Origin of the sequence: Micromonospora sp. DT201, from assembly GCF_049841575.1 — a bacterium.
Lineage (GTDB): Bacteria > Actinomycetota > Actinomycetes > Mycobacteriales > Micromonosporaceae > Micromonospora.
In genome coordinates this window covers 112304-130071 of the sequence record NZ_JBNCKP010000003.1, presented here as the reverse complement: position 1 = coordinate 130071, position 17768 = coordinate 112304, and the positions used below count along the sequence as shown (strand labels likewise).

Annotated in this window: 19 protein-coding genes; 7 read left to right on the top strand and 12 right to left on the bottom strand. The window is 71.3% G+C overall.

The window, feature by feature from the left end:
- Window positions 1-180: 180 nt before the first annotated feature.
- The gene (locus ACLQ28_RS07555; protein ID WP_425685473.1) at window positions 181-1221 is read right to left on the bottom strand and encodes a TRM11 family SAM-dependent methyltransferase; all 1041 of its coding nucleotides are present in this window, start codon (window positions 1219-1221) and stop codon (window positions 181-183) included.
- Between the two features lie 72 nt (window positions 1222-1293).
- On the opposite strand from ACLQ28_RS07555, the gene ACLQ28_RS07550 reads away from it, so the two are divergent.
- Window positions 1294-2100: a zf-HC2 domain-containing protein gene (locus tag ACLQ28_RS07550; RefSeq protein WP_425685472.1), complete on the top strand. Its 807-nt coding sequence runs from the start codon at window positions 1294-1296 to the stop codon at window positions 2098-2100.
- Between the two features lie 33 nt (window positions 2101-2133).
- On the opposite strand, the gene ACLQ28_RS07545 is transcribed toward ACLQ28_RS07550, so the two are convergent.
- From ACLQ28_RS07545 to ACLQ28_RS07530, 4 genes are all read right to left on the bottom strand, one after another.
- Window positions 2134-2376: a hypothetical protein gene (locus tag ACLQ28_RS07545; protein ID WP_425685471.1), complete on the bottom strand. Its 243-nt coding sequence runs from the start codon at window positions 2374-2376 to the stop codon at window positions 2134-2136.
- Window positions 2373-3032, bottom strand: coding sequence for a CGNR zinc finger domain-containing protein (locus tag ACLQ28_RS07540; protein ID WP_425685470.1), 660 nt, complete (start codon window positions 3030-3032; stop codon window positions 2373-2375). Before ACLQ28_RS07540 ends, ACLQ28_RS07545 begins: the two co-directional genes overlap by 4 nt.
- A 7-nt stretch (window positions 3033-3039) precedes the next feature.
- Window positions 3040-3888, bottom strand: coding sequence for an MBL fold metallo-hydrolase (locus ACLQ28_RS07535; RefSeq protein ID WP_425685469.1), 849 nt, complete (start codon window positions 3886-3888; stop codon window positions 3040-3042).
- Window positions 3889-4000: 112 nt separating this feature from the next.
- The gene (locus ACLQ28_RS07530) at window positions 4001-4639 is read right to left on the bottom strand and encodes a TetR/AcrR family transcriptional regulator (protein ID WP_425685468.1); all 639 of its coding nucleotides are present in this window, start codon (window positions 4637-4639) and stop codon (window positions 4001-4003) included.
- Window positions 4640-5043: 404 nt separating this feature from the next.
- Here ACLQ28_RS07530 and ACLQ28_RS07525 point away from each other — a divergent pair, with 404 nt between their 5' ends.
- The 3 genes from ACLQ28_RS07525 to ACLQ28_RS07515 all read left to right on the top strand — a co-directional run bounded on the left by ACLQ28_RS07525 (window position 5044) and on the right by ACLQ28_RS07515 (window position 7729).
- Window positions 5044-6210 carry an acyl-CoA dehydrogenase family protein gene (locus ACLQ28_RS07525; protein ID WP_425685467.1) on the top strand — a complete coding sequence of 389 codons (1167 nt, stop codon included), beginning with the start codon at window positions 5044-5046 and terminating at the stop codon, window positions 6208-6210.
- A gap of 84 nt (window positions 6211-6294) precedes the next feature.
- On the top strand, window positions 6295-7428 hold the full coding sequence (locus tag ACLQ28_RS07520; RefSeq protein WP_425685466.1) for a CaiB/BaiF CoA transferase family protein: 1134 nt from the start codon (window positions 6295-6297) through the stop codon (window positions 7426-7428).
- Window positions 7429-7459: 31 nt separating this feature from the next.
- Window positions 7460-7729 (top strand): hypothetical protein, encoded by a 270-nt coding sequence (locus tag ACLQ28_RS07515; protein ID WP_425685465.1) that lies wholly within the window; start codon window positions 7460-7462, stop codon window positions 7727-7729.
- A 24-nt stretch (window positions 7730-7753) separates the two neighbouring features.
- Here the strand turns inward: ACLQ28_RS07515 and ACLQ28_RS07510 are convergent, their stop codons facing one another.
- Window positions 7754-8749, bottom strand: coding sequence for a cytochrome c oxidase assembly protein (locus ACLQ28_RS07510; RefSeq protein WP_425685464.1), 996 nt, complete (start codon window positions 8747-8749; stop codon window positions 7754-7756).
- On the bottom strand, window positions 8746-9243 hold the full coding sequence (locus tag ACLQ28_RS07505; RefSeq protein WP_425685463.1) for a DUF2243 domain-containing protein: 498 nt from the start codon (window positions 9241-9243) through the stop codon (window positions 8746-8748). Before ACLQ28_RS07505 ends, ACLQ28_RS07510 begins: the two co-directional genes overlap by 4 nt.
- Window positions 9244-9723: 480 nt before the next feature.
- Here ACLQ28_RS07505 and ACLQ28_RS07500 point away from each other — a divergent pair, with 480 nt between their 5' ends.
- The 3 genes from ACLQ28_RS07500 to ACLQ28_RS07490 all read left to right on the top strand — a co-directional run bounded on the left by ACLQ28_RS07500 (window position 9724) and on the right by ACLQ28_RS07490 (window position 12854).
- Window positions 9724-11007: a DUF2786 domain-containing protein gene (locus tag ACLQ28_RS07500; protein WP_425685462.1), complete on the top strand. Its 1284-nt coding sequence runs from the start codon at window positions 9724-9726 to the stop codon at window positions 11005-11007.
- A gap of 240 nt (window positions 11008-11247) precedes the next feature.
- Window positions 11248-11604 carry a YciI family protein gene (locus ACLQ28_RS07495; protein ID WP_425685808.1) on the top strand — a complete coding sequence of 119 codons (357 nt, stop codon included), beginning with the start codon at window positions 11248-11250 and terminating at the stop codon, window positions 11602-11604.
- Window positions 11605-11636: 32 nt separating this feature from the next.
- Window positions 11637-12854 carry an RNA polymerase sigma factor gene (locus ACLQ28_RS07490; protein WP_425685807.1) on the top strand — a complete coding sequence of 406 codons (1218 nt, stop codon included), beginning with the start codon at window positions 11637-11639 and terminating at the stop codon, window positions 12852-12854.
- 45 nt (window positions 12855-12899) lie between these two features.
- Here ACLQ28_RS07490 and ACLQ28_RS07485 read toward each other — a convergent pair whose 3' ends face one another.
- The 5 genes from ACLQ28_RS07485 to ACLQ28_RS07465 form a co-directional block, all read right to left on the bottom strand.
- Complete coding sequence (locus tag ACLQ28_RS07485) at window positions 12900-14351, bottom strand: alpha/beta hydrolase (protein ID WP_425685461.1); 1452 nt, start codon at window positions 14349-14351, stop codon at window positions 12900-12902.
- A gap of 122 nt (window positions 14352-14473) precedes the next feature.
- Entirely contained in the window at window positions 14474-14752 is a 279-nt protein-coding gene (locus tag ACLQ28_RS07480) for a hypothetical protein (protein WP_425685460.1), read from the bottom strand.
- Window positions 14749-15096, bottom strand: coding sequence for an ArsR/SmtB family transcription factor (locus ACLQ28_RS07475; protein WP_425685459.1), 348 nt, complete (start codon window positions 15094-15096; stop codon window positions 14749-14751). Before ACLQ28_RS07475 ends, ACLQ28_RS07480 begins: the two co-directional genes overlap by 4 nt.
- A 163-nt stretch (window positions 15097-15259) precedes the next feature.
- Window positions 15260-15433, bottom strand: coding sequence for a CsbD family protein (locus tag ACLQ28_RS07470; RefSeq protein ID WP_110564605.1), 174 nt, complete (start codon window positions 15431-15433; stop codon window positions 15260-15262).
- A 73-nt stretch (window positions 15434-15506) separates the two neighbouring features.
- Complete coding sequence (locus ACLQ28_RS07465) at window positions 15507-17759, bottom strand: heavy metal translocating P-type ATPase (protein ID WP_425685458.1); 2253 nt, start codon at window positions 17757-17759, stop codon at window positions 15507-15509.
- Window positions 17760-17768 lie beyond the last annotated feature (9 nt).

Here is a 17768-nt window from a genome sequence, read left to right as displayed (position 1 = left end):
TTTTCACACCCGCCCACTGATCAGGTGAAATGCGGCACAGAGCCCTCAGGAAGAGGGCGTGGGAATGCGCGCGGAAAGGGCACCAGACGCCCCGGATGTGCGGCGATGCGGGCGCGACTGATGTGGCTCAGGTGGTGCGATGTGGCTCAGGTGGTGCGTGTGGCGGTGGTGGTGGGCCGATCAGGCCGGACGGCGGGCCACGAGCACGTCGCGCATGATCGACTGGTCTACCCGGTGCCGCAGCGCGCGGTAGGGCTCCTCGTCGACCACGGTCAGGCCGGCGTCGGCCAGCGCCGCCGCCGCGTCCTCGCGGCTGGCCACGTGGGTGTTCCACGAGATACCGAGCGCACCACCGGGACGCAGCAGCCGCGCCCAGACCGGCGCAGCGTCCGCGAGCAGCGCCAGCGGGTCACGGGTCAACCCCTGGCCGGCGGTACGACTGCCGTGCTGCACGCCGTACGGGGCGTCGGCAACCACCAGGTCGACGGTCTCCGGGCGGAAGAACTCCGCCGAGCGGGCCGTGTCGGCGTTCACCACGTCCAGCAGTTGGGTCTGGCCGGCCTTGTGCTCCTCGCGGGTGGGCGCCAACTCGATGCGCACCCGCCGGCCGACCACCTTGCGCTCCCGCCGCACCGGCCCCGACTCCAGCACCCGGTGCTTGACCCGCTTCTGCTTCAGCCAGGTGGTGATGAACGCCCGGTACGCCTCGACGTCCTTCTGGTCGCGCTCGATCCCGGCGGCGTCGAACCCGTACATCAGAGCCTGGTTGAGGGTGGTGCCCCGACCGCAGAGCGGGTCGAGCACCCGGAACCGCCGACTGGTCAGCTCACCAGCCCAGTCCGAGGCGAGCAGGGTGACGTTGAGTAGCAGCTTGGTGAACTGCTCGTTGGTCTTGCCCGGGTACTTCTGGATGGTGAGCAGGTCGTCGTCGTAGCGGTCCAGTCGGCTCCACTCGACCGGCCGCAGCAACTCCCCGACGATCTCGAACAGCGCGTACCCCGCGGAGAGGTTGCCGAGCACGCTCAGATCCCGCTCGGTCAGCCCGTCACCTGTGAACGTGACGTAGGAGGCCCCGCCGACGACCTCGGTGTCCAGCTCGCCGATTTGCCCGTCGAGCGCCGAAGCGCCAAAGATCTCCAGCTCGGCCCGGGTGAGGTCGACAGCGGAGCGGGCGTACACCCGGTTGGTGGCGGGCAGGATGAGCAGGCCGTAACGCGTCATGATCCGGCGAGTATTTCACAACGGGCCCGGGTCGCCGGGAACCGGAGCGGCCATTGGAGCGACTACCGATACATGGGGTGTGAGCAGTGGCGGGAGGTCCTGTCCGCGCAGTTGGACGGGGAGGAGACCGCCGCCGAACTAACAGCGGTGCAGGGGCACCTCGACGAGTGTGCCGAGTGTCGGGCCTGGTTCACGGCAGCGGCTGCGGTGACCCGTCGGGTTCGTACCCGATTGGTGGCAGATGTGCCCGACCGGACTGCGGCGATCCTGGCCGCGGTCACGGCGGAGCCGGCCCGCCGGTCGTGGTGGCGGCGCTTGGCCGGGCGCGGCCAACTGGTCGCAGGGCTGCGCGCGGCGCTCGGGCTGCTCGGCGCGGTGCAGTTGGTGCTCGGCCTGGCCCAGGTGGGCAGGGGCACGACCGCCGATCACCTGCACCCCACCGGCCAACACCTCTGGCATGAGTCGGCCGCCTGGAACGTGGCGGTGGGCGCCGGTTTCCTCTTCGTGGCAGTGCGCCGCAGCCCGCCGGCCGGGCTGCTGCCGATGCTCAGCGCGTTCGTCGGCACGTTGCTGCTGCTCTCGGTCAACGACCTGGCCACCGGATCGGTCGGCGGGGAGCGGCTGGTCAGCCACGGCTTCCTGGTGGTCGGCTACCTGATCACCGTGCTGCTGTCCCGGCCCGGTCTGCGCCCCGGCGGGCCCGCGCCGCAGCGGCAACCGGCACCGTCACGCTGGCGGTTCCGCGCCGACGAGGTGGACCGGCCGCTACGGGTGGTTCGCTCCGAGCCGTACCCGGTGCAAGCCGCCGATCGTCACGCCGCACCGGCAGCGAGCGCCGACCGGCGGTTCGGCCAGGCCGGCGAACGTCGCGCCGCCTGACCTGACGCCGGCATGAGGGTGCTTCGAGGGACGTCATCGGGGAACGCGCGTGAACAACCGACCGGCGAGGTCGATCCCGGTGATGGCGCCAGCCTCGTCTCGGGTGAAGGAGCCGCGTTGCCCATTCAGGCCGCCTCCGGTGACCAGGTATTCGTCGGCGTCACCGGGCAGCAGGCCGAGATCAGCCGGCGGAAGATCCGGGAGGAGTTCGGTGTCCGTGGCCGGAAGGTCAGTGGCCGCGCGTTTCGCCGCCTGAGTGCCGTACCGCTGGTTCAATCCACCTGCCGCCTGCGCGCACGGTGTGCGCGCAGGTTGGCTGGGTTCCCGCAGACGCGTACGGAGTGCCAGGTCCCGCTGTTGTTGTTTGAGCGGTCGTAGAACGCCACCCGGCAGCGCAGGTTGCGGCAGGTCTTGAGTCGTCGCCGGAGGTCGCCGAGTTGCGCCTCGAACAGCGCCGCGAGGACGAGCGAGATCAGCAGATCAGCCCCGGCCCCGGCGGGGTCGAGCTGCACCGACCCGTTCCGGTCGATCCGAAGCGTGGCACCGGCGGTACGGGATCCGGCCGGGGCGCGGTCTGGCGCCTCGGGGACGGGCTGCCCGACTTCCGGGGTGGCGCGGAATCGGGCGTCGATCTCCTCCCACAGCTCGTCGCGGAAACTCCTCAGTGCCTCAAGCCCCGCAGCGTCGAGCGTGGCCTCGGGGGCCGGCCTCCCGGTGGCTGCCGACCACCGGGACGCCGCATCGTGCGCCCACGCCGTGGCGCTTGTCAGATCGTCAAGGAGGTCCGGCTGCCGTGGTACGCCGGCCGAGATCGTGTTGAGCAGATCCTGGACGAGCCCGAGGCTGCCTGGAGCCGGGTCGATGTCGTACCTCGCAGTGGCGATCCACGGCACGGAGACCACGTCTGTCGTGCGGTTGTGGACCGAGGGCATGATCAGGTCACTTTCCGAGCAGGGCGAGAGCCCCGTACCATAGCGGCCCCCGATTCACCCAGTCCGGGTAGAGGCTCACCATCTCGTCGAAGAACTCGCGGGCTGTCGACTTCTCGGCCAGCAGCCGCTCCACGTTCAGCAGGTACTGCCGGGTCTGGTCGATGCTTGCCGGGTCGTCGGGGAGGTCCCGATTCTTGTGGCCGGCGACGACTGCGCGAGGCGCGAGGGCTTCGACGCGGTCGAGGGCCTTGAGCCATTCCCGCAGGCCACCGTCGACCGTCTCGACGATGTATTGGTGCACCCCGTTGTAGACGACGTCGCCGGCCACCACGAGGCCGATCGATGGCACGTGCAGGACGGTGGTCTTGTCGGTGTCGGTGTGCCCGGTCTCGACCGCCTGGATGAGATTGCCCTCAAGCAGGAACCCTTCGGTCGGCACGGGCACGGCGATGACCGGCGATTCCGGGATCAGACCGGGGAAGACCCGGTCGAACAACTCGCTCCGCCCGACGGTGGCCTGCTGGTGCATCACGTCGATGGTGCCGGGCGTCGCGTAGGTGACCGCGCCGGGGAAGCGCTTGACCAACTCGCCGGCGCCGAACCAGTGGTCGCCGTGCCCGTGCGTGGCGTAGATGTACGTCAGCCGCTTGCCCGACTGTGCGATCCAGTCACCCACCTTCGAGATCTGCTCGTGGGTGAACGGCGGGTCCACGAGGAGCGCCTCCTCGGCGCCGGAGATCAGCGTGGACGCAGTGGGGCTCCAGTTGATCCGCGACCCGTCCGGCATGCGCTGGTCACCCGCACGAACCGGGCCATCCACGACGAAAACCTCATATGACAGGGCAGATGTGGTCATGTCTCCTCCTACGAATGACGGCGATGAACCGCGTGGGTACCCACCGACCGCTGAAATAACCATAGCCGCCATGCCTATTTCGGCGGTGCCGCTGCTCCCGTAACCTGGGTCACTACTGGCCGGCCGGACCATCACCTGAGATGACCTGCGGGATGACCTGCTCGACGATGGTCAGCAGGGTGGTGGTGAGCAGCAGGTGCACCTGGGCGCGGGTCAACACCCCGCGCTGGAGCCACTCCCGGGCGGTCGACGTGGCCAGCCCGCCGTACGCCCGGACCATCCCGCGCAACTCCTCGCGATGCTCCGCCTCGTCGGCCAGCCCGACGGCGACGAGCATGCGGTCCGCAGCGACCTCCTCGGCTTCGGCGAGCACCCGCTCCACGTCGGCGTCGCCGCCCATCCCCCGGGCGGTGACGGCCGCCAACCAGGAGGTGCTGTGCCGGGACACCACGTCGAGAAACCAGGAGACGCTGGCATCGACCCGGGTCCGAAGATCACCCTTGGGCAACCGTTCCAGGGCAACCTCCGGAATGGTCACCATGACCCGGACGACCTCCAGGTAGAGGTCCTTCTTCGCACCGAAGTAGTGGTTGACCAGGCCACGAGCGACGCCGGCCTCCCGGGCGATGTCGGTGGTCGACACGTCCACGTACGGGCGTTCGCCGAACAACCGGACCGCGCAGGCCAGGATCTGCCCGCGCCGGGCATCCGGCTCCAAACGGCGGCGGCGAGGAGCCGTCTCGACACTCATCTGCCCGACCCTATCGACCGCTCACCGCGCCAGGCCTAGCGTCAACCGCCGCCCCACCTCGATCAAGTGATGAGAAGTAGGTGCCAGAGCCGTTCCTGACCTACTTCTCATCACTTGATCACCGCAGGCCCTGACGTCGCCGGACCAGGTGGCGGCCCAGGCTGGCGAACATCGTGACCCGGGCTCCGTCGAGCAGGGCCGGAGGCGTGGCTCTCCTGCCTCGATCGTCGCTCAGTCCCGCCCCACCTGTGGGGCAGCTCTACAGGGAGCAGGCGCACACCAGGACCCCACAGCGCCGCTGAGCCACCCTCACGCCTGACGTCCCCGGACGCCCCGATGGCCGCGGGCCGGCTGCGGATCACGACTTATTGACAGGCCGCCAACAGCGCGCGAGGGTGGTGCACATGCCGACGCCCTCGATCGATGGCTCCCCCGCACCCTGGCGCGAGCCGGAGCACGACGACCTGGCCGACCTGGCACGCACCTTCTTCACCAAGGACGTGCTGCCGCACACCGAGCGCCTGCTGGCGCAGGGCCACCCGGACCGCAAGCACTACCGGCGCGCCGGTGAGCTGGGGCTGCTCGGCCTGTCCGTCCCCCTGGAGTACGGCGGCGGGGGCGGCGGGTTCACCCACGAGGCCGTACTGCTGCACGAGCAGGCGTACACGGGGGAGAGCAGCCTCGGCTTGGCCGTCCACAGCGGCATCGTCACCGGCTACCTGGTGGCGTACGGCAGCGAGGAACAGAAGCGACGGTGGCTGCCCGGCCTGTGCAGCGGTGAACTGGTCGGCGCGATCGCGATGACCGAGCCCGACGGCGGCTCCGATCTACAGGCGATGCGTAGCCGGGCGGTCCGCGACGGAGACGACTACCTCGTCACCGGCGCGAAGACGTTCATCACCAACGGCGGCCTGGCCGATCTGATCATCGTGGCCGTGAAGACCGACCCCGAGCAGCGTGCGGCCGGCGTCTCGCTGCTCGTTTGCGAGGTCGGTGGCGACCCGGAGGGCTTCCGTCGGGGCCGACTGCTGTCCAAGATCGGGCTGCACGCCAACGACACCGCCGAGCTGTTCTTCGACGAGTTCCGGGTGCCGGCGGCCAACCTGCTCGGCGGTGCCGAAGGGCTGGGCTTCATCCAGCTCATGCAGCAACTTCCGCAGGAACGGCTGGTCATCGGCGTCGGCGCGGTCGCGGCCATGGAACGGGCCGTCGATCTGACCGTCGCGTACGCCAAGGAGCGCACCGCCTTCGGCAAGACGCTGATGGGCCACCAGAACACCCGGATGGTGCTCGCCGAATGCGCCACCCGCACCCGGGTCAGCCGCGTCTTCCTGGACGACTGCATCGTCCGGCACACCCGCGGCGACCTGGACGTGGCGACCGCGGCGATGGCAAAGTCCTGGCTCACCGACGGGCAGTGCGAGGTCATCGACCGGTGCCTTCAGCTCTTCGGCGGCTACGGCTACACGACGGAATACCCGATCGCCCGGATGTACGCCGACGCCCGCGTCCAGAAGATCTACGGCGGCACCAACGAGATCATGAAGGAGCTGATCGCCCGTGCCCTCTGAGGCGTACGTCTTCGACGCCGTTCGCACCCCGCGCGGACGCGGCGACCGGCTGGCCGCCCGTCCCACCGAACCGACGGGCGTTGCGTGACGGCGGCCGGTGCTCCCCCCGGGCCCGGGCCGCTCGCGGGGGTTCGGGTCGTCGAGCTGGCAAGTCTCGCCCCGGCACCGTTCGGCTGCATGGTGCTCGCCGACCTCGGCGCGGACGTGGTGCGGGTGGACCGGCCGGGCGCCCCGGGAGCGGGAAGGCTCGCCGCGCCGACCGGCGGGCCGTTGCAACGCGGCCGGCGAATCACCGCACTGGACCTGAAAACACCGGCCGGGGTGGCGGCCCTGCTGCGCCTGGTCGAGCGGGCGGACGTGCTGGTCGAGGCGTACCGGCCGGGGGTGGCCGAGCGGCTCGGCTTCGGGCCGGAGATCTGCCAGGCCCGCAACCCCCGACTGGTGTACGCGCGGATGACCGGCTGGGGTCAGGACGGCCCGCTGGCAGCCCGCGCCGGGCACGACATCGACTACATAGCGGTGGCCGGGGCGTTGGAACCGCTGGGCCGCGCCGGCGAACGCCCGTACGCGCCGATGAACCTGCTCGGCGACTTCGGCGGGGGCGGAATGCTGCTCGCCGTCGGTGTGCTGGCCGCACTGCTGGAACGGGAACGCTCCGGCATCGGCCAGGTGGTCGACGCGGCGATGGTGGACGGGTCGGCGCTGCTCACGTCGTTCCTGCACGGACTGCTCGGCACCGGCCTGTGGTCCGCGCCCCGCGGGCGCAACATGTTCGACGGCGGGGCACCGTTCTACGACACGTACCGCACCGCCGACGGCGGATTCATGGCCGTCGGCGCGATGGAACCGGCCTTCTACGCCGTACTGCTCACCGGCCTCGACCTCGCCGACGACCCCGACCTGCCCGACCAGTACGACCCGAGCGGCTGGGACGAACTGCGCCGTCGGTTCGCCGAACGGTTCGCCGAACGGACCCGGGACGAGTGGACGGCGGTCTTCGCCGAGTCGGACGCCTGCGTCGCACCGGTGCTCGCCCCCGGCGAGGCCCACCAACACCCGCACAACGCCGCCCGAGGCACCTTTGTCGAGGTGGGCGGCGAGATCCAGCCTGCCCCGGCACCCCGCTTCGACCGCACACCGGCTGCCCGCCCGACCCCCGCGCCGGATCCGGAACAGGACACCCTGTCGGTCGAGGAGATCATCGTCGAGTGGCGGTGACTTCGGGAGACCACTTAGGGAGCCGACGAGCATGGGTACGGACAGTTGGATGGGCCGCATCAACGGAATTCTTTACGGGATCCAGTTCGACCAGGATCTCGATGACACGGTGGTGGCCCGAGTCGCCGACGGGGTGCTTGGTGGGGTCTACCCGGGGGATCGGGCCGAGATGCTGGACGCGCTCGATCAGGCGCTCCGCTACGCCGGCCCCCTCAACGACGAGATCGAAACCCACCACAGCGAGCAGAGCATCCGCGCCTTCCTCAACCAACTCTCCGCCGTCCTGACAGCGCGCGCATAAGTTCTTGATACCGACCCCGGTTGATCAAGAGGTCTGCGTCAAGGAATCGCCCCTGGACGACGCGAACCTCTTGATCAACCGGGGTCGGCGGGTGGGGCGGAGGCGGGTGGGGCGGTGGCGGGTGGGGCGGTGGCGGGTGGGGCGGTGGCGGGTGGGGCGGTGGCGGGTGGGGCGGTGGTACCAGGTCGCGAAGAGGGCTATCGCCAGGAGCAGCTCTGCCAGGTCGCCGCCGTAGTACATGAGTTGGGCGGCCGACTGGAACGCCGCCGGGTCACGGTCGGTAAGGCCGGGCGGAAGGGTGCCGGCCTGGGCGTACAGGTACTTGGCCAGCACGGCGTGGCCAGCCGCTGCGCCGAGCAGCGCGCCGACCCGTACCGCCAGCCCGGGGCGACGCGGCGCCGGGTCCGGCCCGGCCAACGACCAGGCGAACAGGTACCCGGCGGCCAGGTAGTGCAGGTGCAGCGTGTGGTGCAGGGCAGGTTGGCGCTCCGCCGTCGCGTACAACGGGGTGAGCAGCACCATTGCCAACCCACCCGTGCTGAGCAGCGCGGCGGTGACCGGGTGGGCGATCAGGTGCAGCGGGCGGGCGCGCAGCAGCCGGCCCAGCCGCCGGCGCGCCGGCGGTGGGGCGACCCGCAGAAGCAGGGTCACCGGGGCACCGAGCACCAGCCCGAGCGGGGCCAGCATGCCGAGTAGGAGGTGCTGCGCCATGTGCCCGCGCGGCTCGTCGGGAAGCTGGGCCAGCGGGCCCACGGCGACAGCCAGCAACGCGCATCCGGCGAGCCAGGCCGCGGTGCGCCGGTGGTCCCAACCCCTCGGGTCACGCACGGCGGCCAGCAGATAACCGCCCGCCAGCAACACGACCGGGAGCAGCGGCAACCAACCCGGCCCATCCGCCACGTGCCCACCGTGCGCGATCGGCGTTGGCACGGACCAGCCCGGCCCATCCGCCACGTGCCCGCCATCCGCGATCGGCGGTGGCACGAACCAGCCTGGCAGGTCGGGAGGGGCCGCCGTCACCTCGGGCCGTCGCCCTGCTGCCGGGACCGGGCCCACCACACCAGCGCGGCGCCAGCCAGCAGCAGCACCGCGCCGGCCACATTCCAGACCAGGTCGTACGGCACCAGATGTACGCCGTAGCGAATCTGGTGCAGCCGAAGCACCTTGTGGTCGACCAACCCGTCGAAGAGCTGGAACCCTCCGGCGCCGAGCAGGAAGCCACCCCAGGTCAGCCGGGACGACAGGGCGCGCCGTCGGCGCAGGTCGGCGAACCAGAAGAACCCGCCGACCAGGGCAATCACCTCGGCGGCGTGCAGAAGGCCGTCCGAGAGCAGGGCCACCGACGGGGTGGACCGGTCGTAGAAGTGGTGCCAGGCCAGCAACTGGTGGAAGACGATCTCATCCACCGCAGCCATGATCGCGATGCCGATCACAACGCCGGCAAGCATGGACGAACGGGCATCCAGCCCGTCGGCAGTACGCGCCCGCGTACTCGGCACGATCGAGTCGGCCACCACACACCTCGCATCCGCGTCAGGCCGGGTCGGTAGGGCCGCTCGGGCCAGGCCGGTGAGGCCGCTCGGGCCAGGCCAGTCGGGGACAAACTACCCTAAAATGGACCAGCCATGCCCAACCGACAACCTTCCGAGCGTCCGCCCCGCGCTGATCAACACAAGGTCGGCGATGTTGCGGTGTCCGGCCTGGCGGATACCGCAACATCCGCGATCTTGTGTTGATCAAGGCGAGGTCCGGGATCGGGCGCGTCTGAGCGGCCGCGGCCTCCCCGTTTCGCGACTCCGGCACGACTAGCGGCATGATCATGGAGCCTGGAGGGAGCGGAACCGGAGAGCAACCGAACCCGACGGCCACCGAACCCAACGGTGACCGAACCCAACGGTGACCGAGCAAGACCAGACCACCGAGCAAGACCAGACCACCGAGCAAGACCAGGCCACCGAGCAAGACCAGGCCACCGAGCCGAGAAGGAGGTGCCCGTGCCGGACGCGGACGAACTCGTCGCCAACGCGCTCGCGGCGTTGCGCGGCACTGACGTACGGCAGGCCGAACGGCAGCTGGACCAACTGATGGTCGGCACCGGTGCCGCGGACGGCACCACGGCGGTGGATGCGGCGCTGCTGCGTCGCCTGGTCCGGGGCTTGGGCCGGCTCTGGCCGCGCGGCTGGCAACCGGTCGACGTGGACCGGATCACCAGCCGGCGGCTCGACGCCCGCGCGGCGCGGCTGGTCCGCGACGCGATGGCCGTCCAGCGGCGGGAGCAGGCAGATCCGGTCCCGGCCTGGTTTGACGAGCAGTTGCGCGAGTTGGCCATCAAGGTGCGGGCGGACGGCGAGAACATGCTGGCCGACGACGAGAACGTGCTGGCCGCCTGGTCCGCCCGTGCCGCACTGGACCGGGTCGACGCGCTCCGCATGGCCGTGGACGTCCTCGCGCTGGTGGAGAGCCTGCCGCCGATCGCGGTGCTGCGCCCGCCGCCCGGGTCGACCGGTGCGGCGACCGCCCGGATTTCCGGTACGGCACGCAGTGGGTCGCCGATGCTGGACCGGGTACGGGCGCTGCTGGCCAAGGCCGAGTCGACGACCTTCCCGGCTGAGGCAGAGGCGCTGACGGGTAAGGCGCAGGAGCTGATCGCCCGGCACAGCATCGACGAGGCGCTGCTGGCCGCCGGGTCGGAGCGCGGTGACCTGCCCGGTGGGGTGCGGCTCAGCACCGACACCCCGTACGCGGGGGCGAAGGCGCTGTTGGTGCAGGAGGTGGCGGCGGCGAACCGGTGCGAGGCGGTCTGGTCCGACGATCTCGGCTTCGCGACCGTGCTGGGCTGGCCGGCCGACCTGGTGGCGGTGGAGTTGCTCTACACCTCGCTGCTGGTGCAGGCCACCGCGGCGATGCTGCGTGGGCGCGCAGTACGACGGCCGGGGTCGGGGCGTCGGACGAAGGTCTGGGACGAGTCCTTCCTCAACGCGTTCGCGCTACGGATCGGCGAGCGGCTGCGAGCGGCCACCGAGGCGGCAACCGACGCGGCGGACCAGGCAGCGGCCGAGACGGCCGGGGCGGAGCGGCTCTTGCCGGTGCTCGCCGCGCGGGGTGAGGCGGTCCGGGAGCGGCTGGACACGCTCTTCCCGGGCGTGACCCGGCACCGGCTCAGCGTCCGCGACGCCGAGGGTTGGTCGTCCGGTACCTCGGCAGCCGACCGCGCGTCGTTGGACGTCGGCGGCGGGCGCAAACCCCGACAGGTGCTCGGCCGACCCGACCGGCACTGACCCGACCAGCGCGGGACCCAACCGGCACTGACCCGACCAGCGCGGGACCCAACCGGCACTGACCCGACCAGCGCGGGACCCGACCGGCACTGACCCGACCGGCGTGGGACCACCGCTGTCTCGACTTTCTGCGATTTTCTTCGGTACGCGGTAGGGAACGGGGTGTCGGCTCCGACCCTCCGGTGAGCCGCGCCCCGACCGGGGTGCGACCGAGGCCTGAGGAGTATCGGCGTGAAGTACATGCTGCTGATCTGGAACCGTCCCGGCTTCACCGAGGAACTGACCGAGCGGGAGCGTACGGCCCTGTTCGGCGAGGTCGACGAGATCATGAAGGAGTTGACCGAGACCGGCGAGCTGGTGGGCGGGCAGGCGCTGGCCAACCCGTCGCAGTCGTTGACGGTTCGGCTCGTCGACGGCAACACCGAGGTCGTCGACGGGCCGTTCATGGAGAGCAAGGAGCAGTTCGCCGGCTATCTGGCCGTCGACTGTGACAGCCCGCAGCGTGCCGCCGAGATCGCCGCCCGTTGGCCGGACGTACGTTATGGCGGCGCGATGGAGGTCCGCCCGATCATGGACGAGGCCGGGACGGAGATGTGACCGACGACCGGACGGTCGAGGATCTGCTGCGCATGCTCGCGCCGCAGGTCCTCGGCCTGCTGGTCCGCCGGCACGGCCAGTTCGACAGGTGCGAGGACGCGGTCCAGGAGGCACTGCTCGCCGCCGCGACGCAGTGGCCCGGGCAGGGCGTACCGGATAATCCGCGCGCGTGGTTGCTCACGGTGGCCACCCGCCGGCTCACCGACGAGTGGCGCAGCGAGAGCGCCCGCCGGGATCGCGAGGTGGCGGTGGCGCTGCGCGAGCCGGCGTACGCCGGGGTGGCGGCGCCGGCCGACGCGGAGCCGGCGGTGGCGGACGCCGACGACACCCTCGCGTTGCTGTTCCTCTGCTGTCACCCGGCGCTGACCGCATCGGCGCAGGTGGCGCTCACCTTGCGGGCTGTCGGCGGTCTGAGCACCGCCCAGATCGCCCGGGCGCACCTGGTGCCGGAGGCGACGATGAGCCAGCGGATCCGCCGGGCCAAGCAGCGGATCGAGGCGGCTGGGGCCCGGTTCACCATGCCCGAGCCGGGTGAGCGGGACGAGCGGGTGCGCACGGTGCTGCGGGTGCTCTACCTGATCTTCAATGAGGGGTACACCGTGTCCAGCGGGCCGGACCTGCACCGGGCCGAGCTGACCGGCGAGGCGATCCGGCTGGCCCGCATCCTGCACGGGCTGCTGCCCGATGACGGCGAGGTGGCCGGGTTGCTGGCGCTGATGCTGCTCACCGACGCGCACCGGGCGGCTCGGGTCGGCGCGGGTGGGGAACTGGTGCCGCTCGCCGAGCAGGACCGCAGTCGGTGGGACGCAGCCGCCATCGCGGAGGGGATCGCGCTGATCACCGAGGCGTTGACCTGGTCGCCGCCCGGCCCCTACCAGCTCCAGGCGGCGATCGCCGCGGTGCACGCCGAGGCGCCGACGGCGGCGGAGACGGACTGGCGGCAGATCGTCGCGCTGTACCGGCTGCTGGCCCGGATCGCGCCGAACCCGATGGTCACGCTCAACCAGGCGGTGGCGGTGGCGATGGTGGACGGGCCACGGGCCGGGCTTGCCCTGCTCACGTCGTTGGACGCCGACGAGCGCACCGCCGGCCACCACCGGCTTGCCGCCGTCCGGGCCCACCTGTTCGAGCTGGCCGGGGAGGCGGGCGCGGCGCGGGAGGCGTACCTGGCGGCGGCACGAGGCACCACGAGCCTGCCCGAGCAGCGATACCTGGAGCTGAAGGCCGCCCGGCTGACGGGGCAACGATGAGGCCGACGGCGCGGAGCGGCTCCCCCGACGACCGACGACGGGCGGTCAGACTTCGGGTTCGATGGCCGGGCAGGTGGCGCCCCGGGCGGGCACCACCCGATCGATCAGGTAGGAGTCGACAGCCTGCCCCACACACGGGCTGGTGGTGTAGCTGCCGTGCCCCCACCCCTGGTAGGTGAGCAGCACACCGTGCCTGCCCAACTGCCGCGCCACGTTGGTGGACCAGTCGTACCCGCTCGCCGGGTCGTGCACAGTGGCGGCGAGCAGCAGCGGCACGTCGGTGCGGACCCGCAGGCGGTGCTGCGGGTTGGCGACCGGCTGCGGGGTGCCCAGGCAGGTCGCGAGGGCGAACAGCGCTGTCGGATAGCGCAGGTCGGGCGCGAGCCGGGCGGTCCGGCGCAGGTGTCCGGCGTACTCACGGTAGTCGCGGACGGGCAGGCTCCAGTCCTGGCAGAAGACCGCGAAGGGGTACGACGCCACGGCGTCGGCGGCAGATGGGTCGGCGCTTCGAAGGGTGGTGGGGGCATCCATCTTGCCCAGCCACTCGGCCAGTCCTGGCCACCGCCACGTGTCGTAGAGCTTCTTGTGGGCGAGCCGGCTCAGCTCGAACGGGGTGAGCGCGACCCCGGGGCGGTCCGGGTCGGTCAGCGTGCCGCGCTCGGCCCGCTCGTGCAGCCCGGCCCAGATCGCCCGGAAGTCCTGCCCGCGCAGGACGCACGCGGTGGACCTGTCACACCAGGCGAAGAACTCGTCGAGCGCACCCTCCGAGGTGACGGCCTGGCTGTCGAGGAAGGCTCGGGTGCCGACGCTGTGGTCCATCGCGGCCTCCAGCACCATGGCGCGGACCCGGTCGGGGTACAGCTCCGCGTACCGCTCGCCGAGCAGGGTGCCGTACGAGCTGCCGTGGAAGGTCAGCTGCCGCTCGCCAAGTGCGGCGCGGACCGCGTCCAGGTCGCGGGCGGCGCTTGTGGTGTCGACGTGGTCGTAGAGCGGCCCGGTACGGGCCCGGCAGTCGGCGCGCAGCAGTGCGTTGCTCGCAAGCGTGGCGTCGAACTGGGCCTGGTCGGCGATCAGTTGCGGTTGCTTCGCGAGCAGGTCCCGGGAACAGACCACCGGGTGGCTGCCGCCGGTGCCGCGCGGGTCGAAGCTGACGATGTCGAACCGGCGGCGCAGCTCGGCGCTGAACCGGGAGCTGCCGTTCACCACCCGGTCGACCCCGCTGTCGCCCGGCCCGCCGGGGCCGAACACCAGTGACCCCTGGCGGGCAGCCTGGTCGGTGGCGACCCGGCGGGCGAGAGCCAGGTCGAAGCGCTCCCCCCGAGGTCGGTTCCAGTCGACCGGCAGCGACAGGGTGCCGCACTCGGCGGTGGCGTCCGTGGGGCAGGGCTGCCAGTCGATGGCGGGAAGGGCCGCGGCCGGGCTCGCCGGGGTCAGCCCGGCAGCCGTGAGGGCCAGGGCGGTCGCCCAGCCCACGGCGGATTTGCGTACGCGCAGCATGAGGTGCTGTCCTCTCCTCGAAGGAGCGTTACCGGTGAAACTCGCCATTGGGCGAGGTGATGCTGCTTCCACCCGGGCCGTCGAGTAGCCGCTCGACGGCCCGGGGCCTTCGTCCGCCGCGGTCAGTCGACCTCGCGGAGGACGCGTTCGAGCGTGGTCATCCGGGTTTCCATCCCGCCCAGCCGGCCATCCATGGCCGCGAGCAGTCGGGCGTTCTCCGCCTGGGCCTGAGCGGCCGTCTCGGCGAGCCGGCGGTAGTCGTCCGTGCGGGCCGACTCGAAGCGGGCCCGCCGAGTCTTGGCGAGCTGGACGACGGTCACCGTGAACACGCTGATCAGCAGGGCGAAGACGCCGATCGCCCCGACCACCTCGGTCCAGTCGTGGTCGCTCATCCCGGTCATCGGTCCGCTCCTGGTTGATCGGCCGAGTCGGGCACGGTCAGCGTCTCGACTGCCGCCGCGATGATCTCGGGGGTGAGTGTGAGCACGAACGGCTCCACCTCGTAGTAGTTCATGGCCTTTCCGTCCTCCGACAACTCGAGGCTGGCGGTGACCAGCCCGGCCGCCGCCAGTTTCCGTAGGTGGACCTGCAACAGCGCTCGGCTGATGCCCAGTTGCCGGGCCAGCCCGCTGACGTAGGCACGCTCGTGGGCCAGCGCGGCGACGACCCGCAGCCGGTGCGGGTTGGCCAACGTGGCCAGCACCCGGACCAGGTCGTCACCGGTCGGCGGTGGAGCGCTGCTCATAACCAGCCCTTGCACATGCCAATAGAAGTTAGCAGGTATCGGCGCGTGACGGTGGGGGTCGGTGGCGGAATCAGGGGGATCTCAGGGTCACCGGCAGGGCCGGACACGCAGAACGCCGGGCCGGTGAGTGATCACCGGCCCGGCGCGCGGGTTACGTCGTACGTCAGCTCTTGAAGGCGTCCTTGATCTTCTCGCCGGCCTGCTTGAGCTTCGCCGTGGACTGGTCAGCGCGACCCTCGGCCTCGAGCTGCTCGTTATCGGTGGCGCGACCAGCGCCTTCCTTCAGCTTGCCGGCCGCATCCTCGGTGGCGTTGTTGATCTTGTCGTCGATACCCATTGCCAACCTCCATTGCAAGCGTCGCTACAACCCACAAGTACCCCCGCCGTCGCCGGTCCAACCATTACCGCCGTCACAGCCCACGATCGCCAGCAGCCGGACGGAACCGGCGCAGCCGCAGACTGTTGGCCACCACGAAGACCGAGGACAGCGCCATCGTGGCGCCAGCGATCATCGGGTTGAGCAGCCCGGCGGCGGCCAACGGCAGGGCCGCCACGTTGTAGCCGAACGCCCAGAACAGGTTGCCCCGGATGATGCCGAGCGTGCGTCGGGACAACCGGATGGCGTCCACGGCGGCGTCCAGGTCGCCGCGGACGAGAGTGAGGTCGGACGCCTCGATCGCGACATCGGTGCCGGTGCCCATGGCCAGCCCCAGGTCGGCCTGGGCCAGCGCCGGGGCGTCGTTGACCCCGTCACCGACCATCGCCACCGACCGTCCCTGCGCCTGGAGCCGCTTCACCACGTCGACCTTTCCGGCCGGAAGCACCTCGGCGATCACCTCGTCGACGCCCACCTCAGCGGCGATCGCGCGGGCCACGGTGGTGTTGTCCCCCGTCAGAAGGACCGGAGTGAGCCCCAGCGCCCGCAGCCGGGCCACCGCCGCCCGGCTGGTCGGCCGAACCACGTCGGCGACCGCGAGCACGCCCCTGGCCCGGCCGTCCCAGCCCGCGACGATCGCCGTACGACCGGCGGCCTCCGCTGCGCTGACGGCCTCCTCGACCTCCAGGGGTACGTCGATCTCGCGCTCACGCAGCAGCCGAGCCCGGCCGACCAGCACGACCCGCCCGTCGACCGTGCCTGTCACGCCCAGCCCTTCCAGGTTGGCGAAGCCCGTCACAGGGGGCAGCGACCCGGCCTCGGCGGCACCCGCCGCGACCGCACGGGCAATCGGGTGCTCGGAGGCGGCCTCCACCGCCCCGGCGAGCCGGAGCAGCTCGGCCCGGTCCTCGCCACTCGCCGGCACCACGTCCACCAGGGTCATCCGGCCGGTCGTCACGGTGCCGGTCTTGTCCAGCACCACGGTGTCCACCCGGCGGGTCGACTCCAGCACCTCCGGCCCCTTGATCAGCACACCGAGTTGGGCGCCCCGGCCGGTGCCGACCAGCAGCGCGGTCGGGGTGGCCAGGCCAAGGGCGCAGGGGCAGGCGATGATCAGTACGGCCACGGCGGCGGTGAACGCGGCGGTCGGGCCGGCCCCGGTGCCGAGCCACCAGCCGAGCGTGCCGACGGCCAGCGTGATGACGATGGGCACGAAGACACCGGAGATCCGGTCCGCCAGGCGCTGCACGGCCGCCTTGCCGCTCTGTGCCTGCTCTACCAGATCGGCCATGCGGGCGAGTTGGGTGTCCGCGCCGATCCGCGTGGCGCTGACCACCAGTCGCCCGCCCGCGTTGATGGTGGCGCCGACCACGCCATCACCCGGGCCGACCTCGACCGGCACCGACTCACCGGTGAGCATGCTGGCGTCGACGGCGGAGGTGCCCTCGTCGACCACACCGTCGGTGGCGATCTTTTCCCCGGGGCGGACCACGAACCGGTCACCGACGGCGAGCTGGTCGACGGGGATCAGGGTCTCCACCCCGTCGCGCAGCACCGCCACCTCCTTGGCACCGAGTTCGAGCAGGGCGCGCAGGGCGGCACCGGCGGTCCGCTTGGATCGCGCCTCGAAGTAGCGACCGGCCAGGATGAAAACGGTCACCCCCGCGGCCGCCTCCAGGTAGATGTTGCCGGCACCGTCGGTGCGGGTGATGGCGAAGCGGAACGGGTGCGTCATCCCCGGCATGCCGGCGTCACCAAGGAAGAGCGCCCAGAGCGACCAGCCGAACGCGGCCAGGGTGCCGAGCGAGACCAGCGTGTCCATGGTGGCAGCGCCGTGCCGCAGATTCGTCCAGGCAGCCCGGTGGAACGGCAGCCCACCCCAGACCACCACCGGGGCGGCCAGGGTCAGCGACAGCCACTGCCAGTAGTCGAACTGCCAGGCTGGGACCATGGCCAGCAGGACCACCGGCACGCTCAGGACCACCGAAACCCAGAGCCGGGTACGCGGGCCCTTCAGCGGATCCGCAGCCGGCTCGGCGGTCGGCGGGGCGGGCAACGCCGCCGTGTAGCCGGTCTTCTGCACGGTCTCGATCAGGTCGTCCGGCGTGACGCCGTCGGCGTACCGGATGGTCGCCTTCTCGGTGGCGTAGTTGACGGTGGCGCTCACCCCGTCCATCCGGTTGAGCTTCTTTTCGATCCGGGCGGCGCAGGCGGCGCAGGTCATCCCGCCGATCGCCAATTCGACCCGGTTCGGTGCCTCGGGCAGCGGCCTGCTGGTGGTGGTCATCGTCTGGTC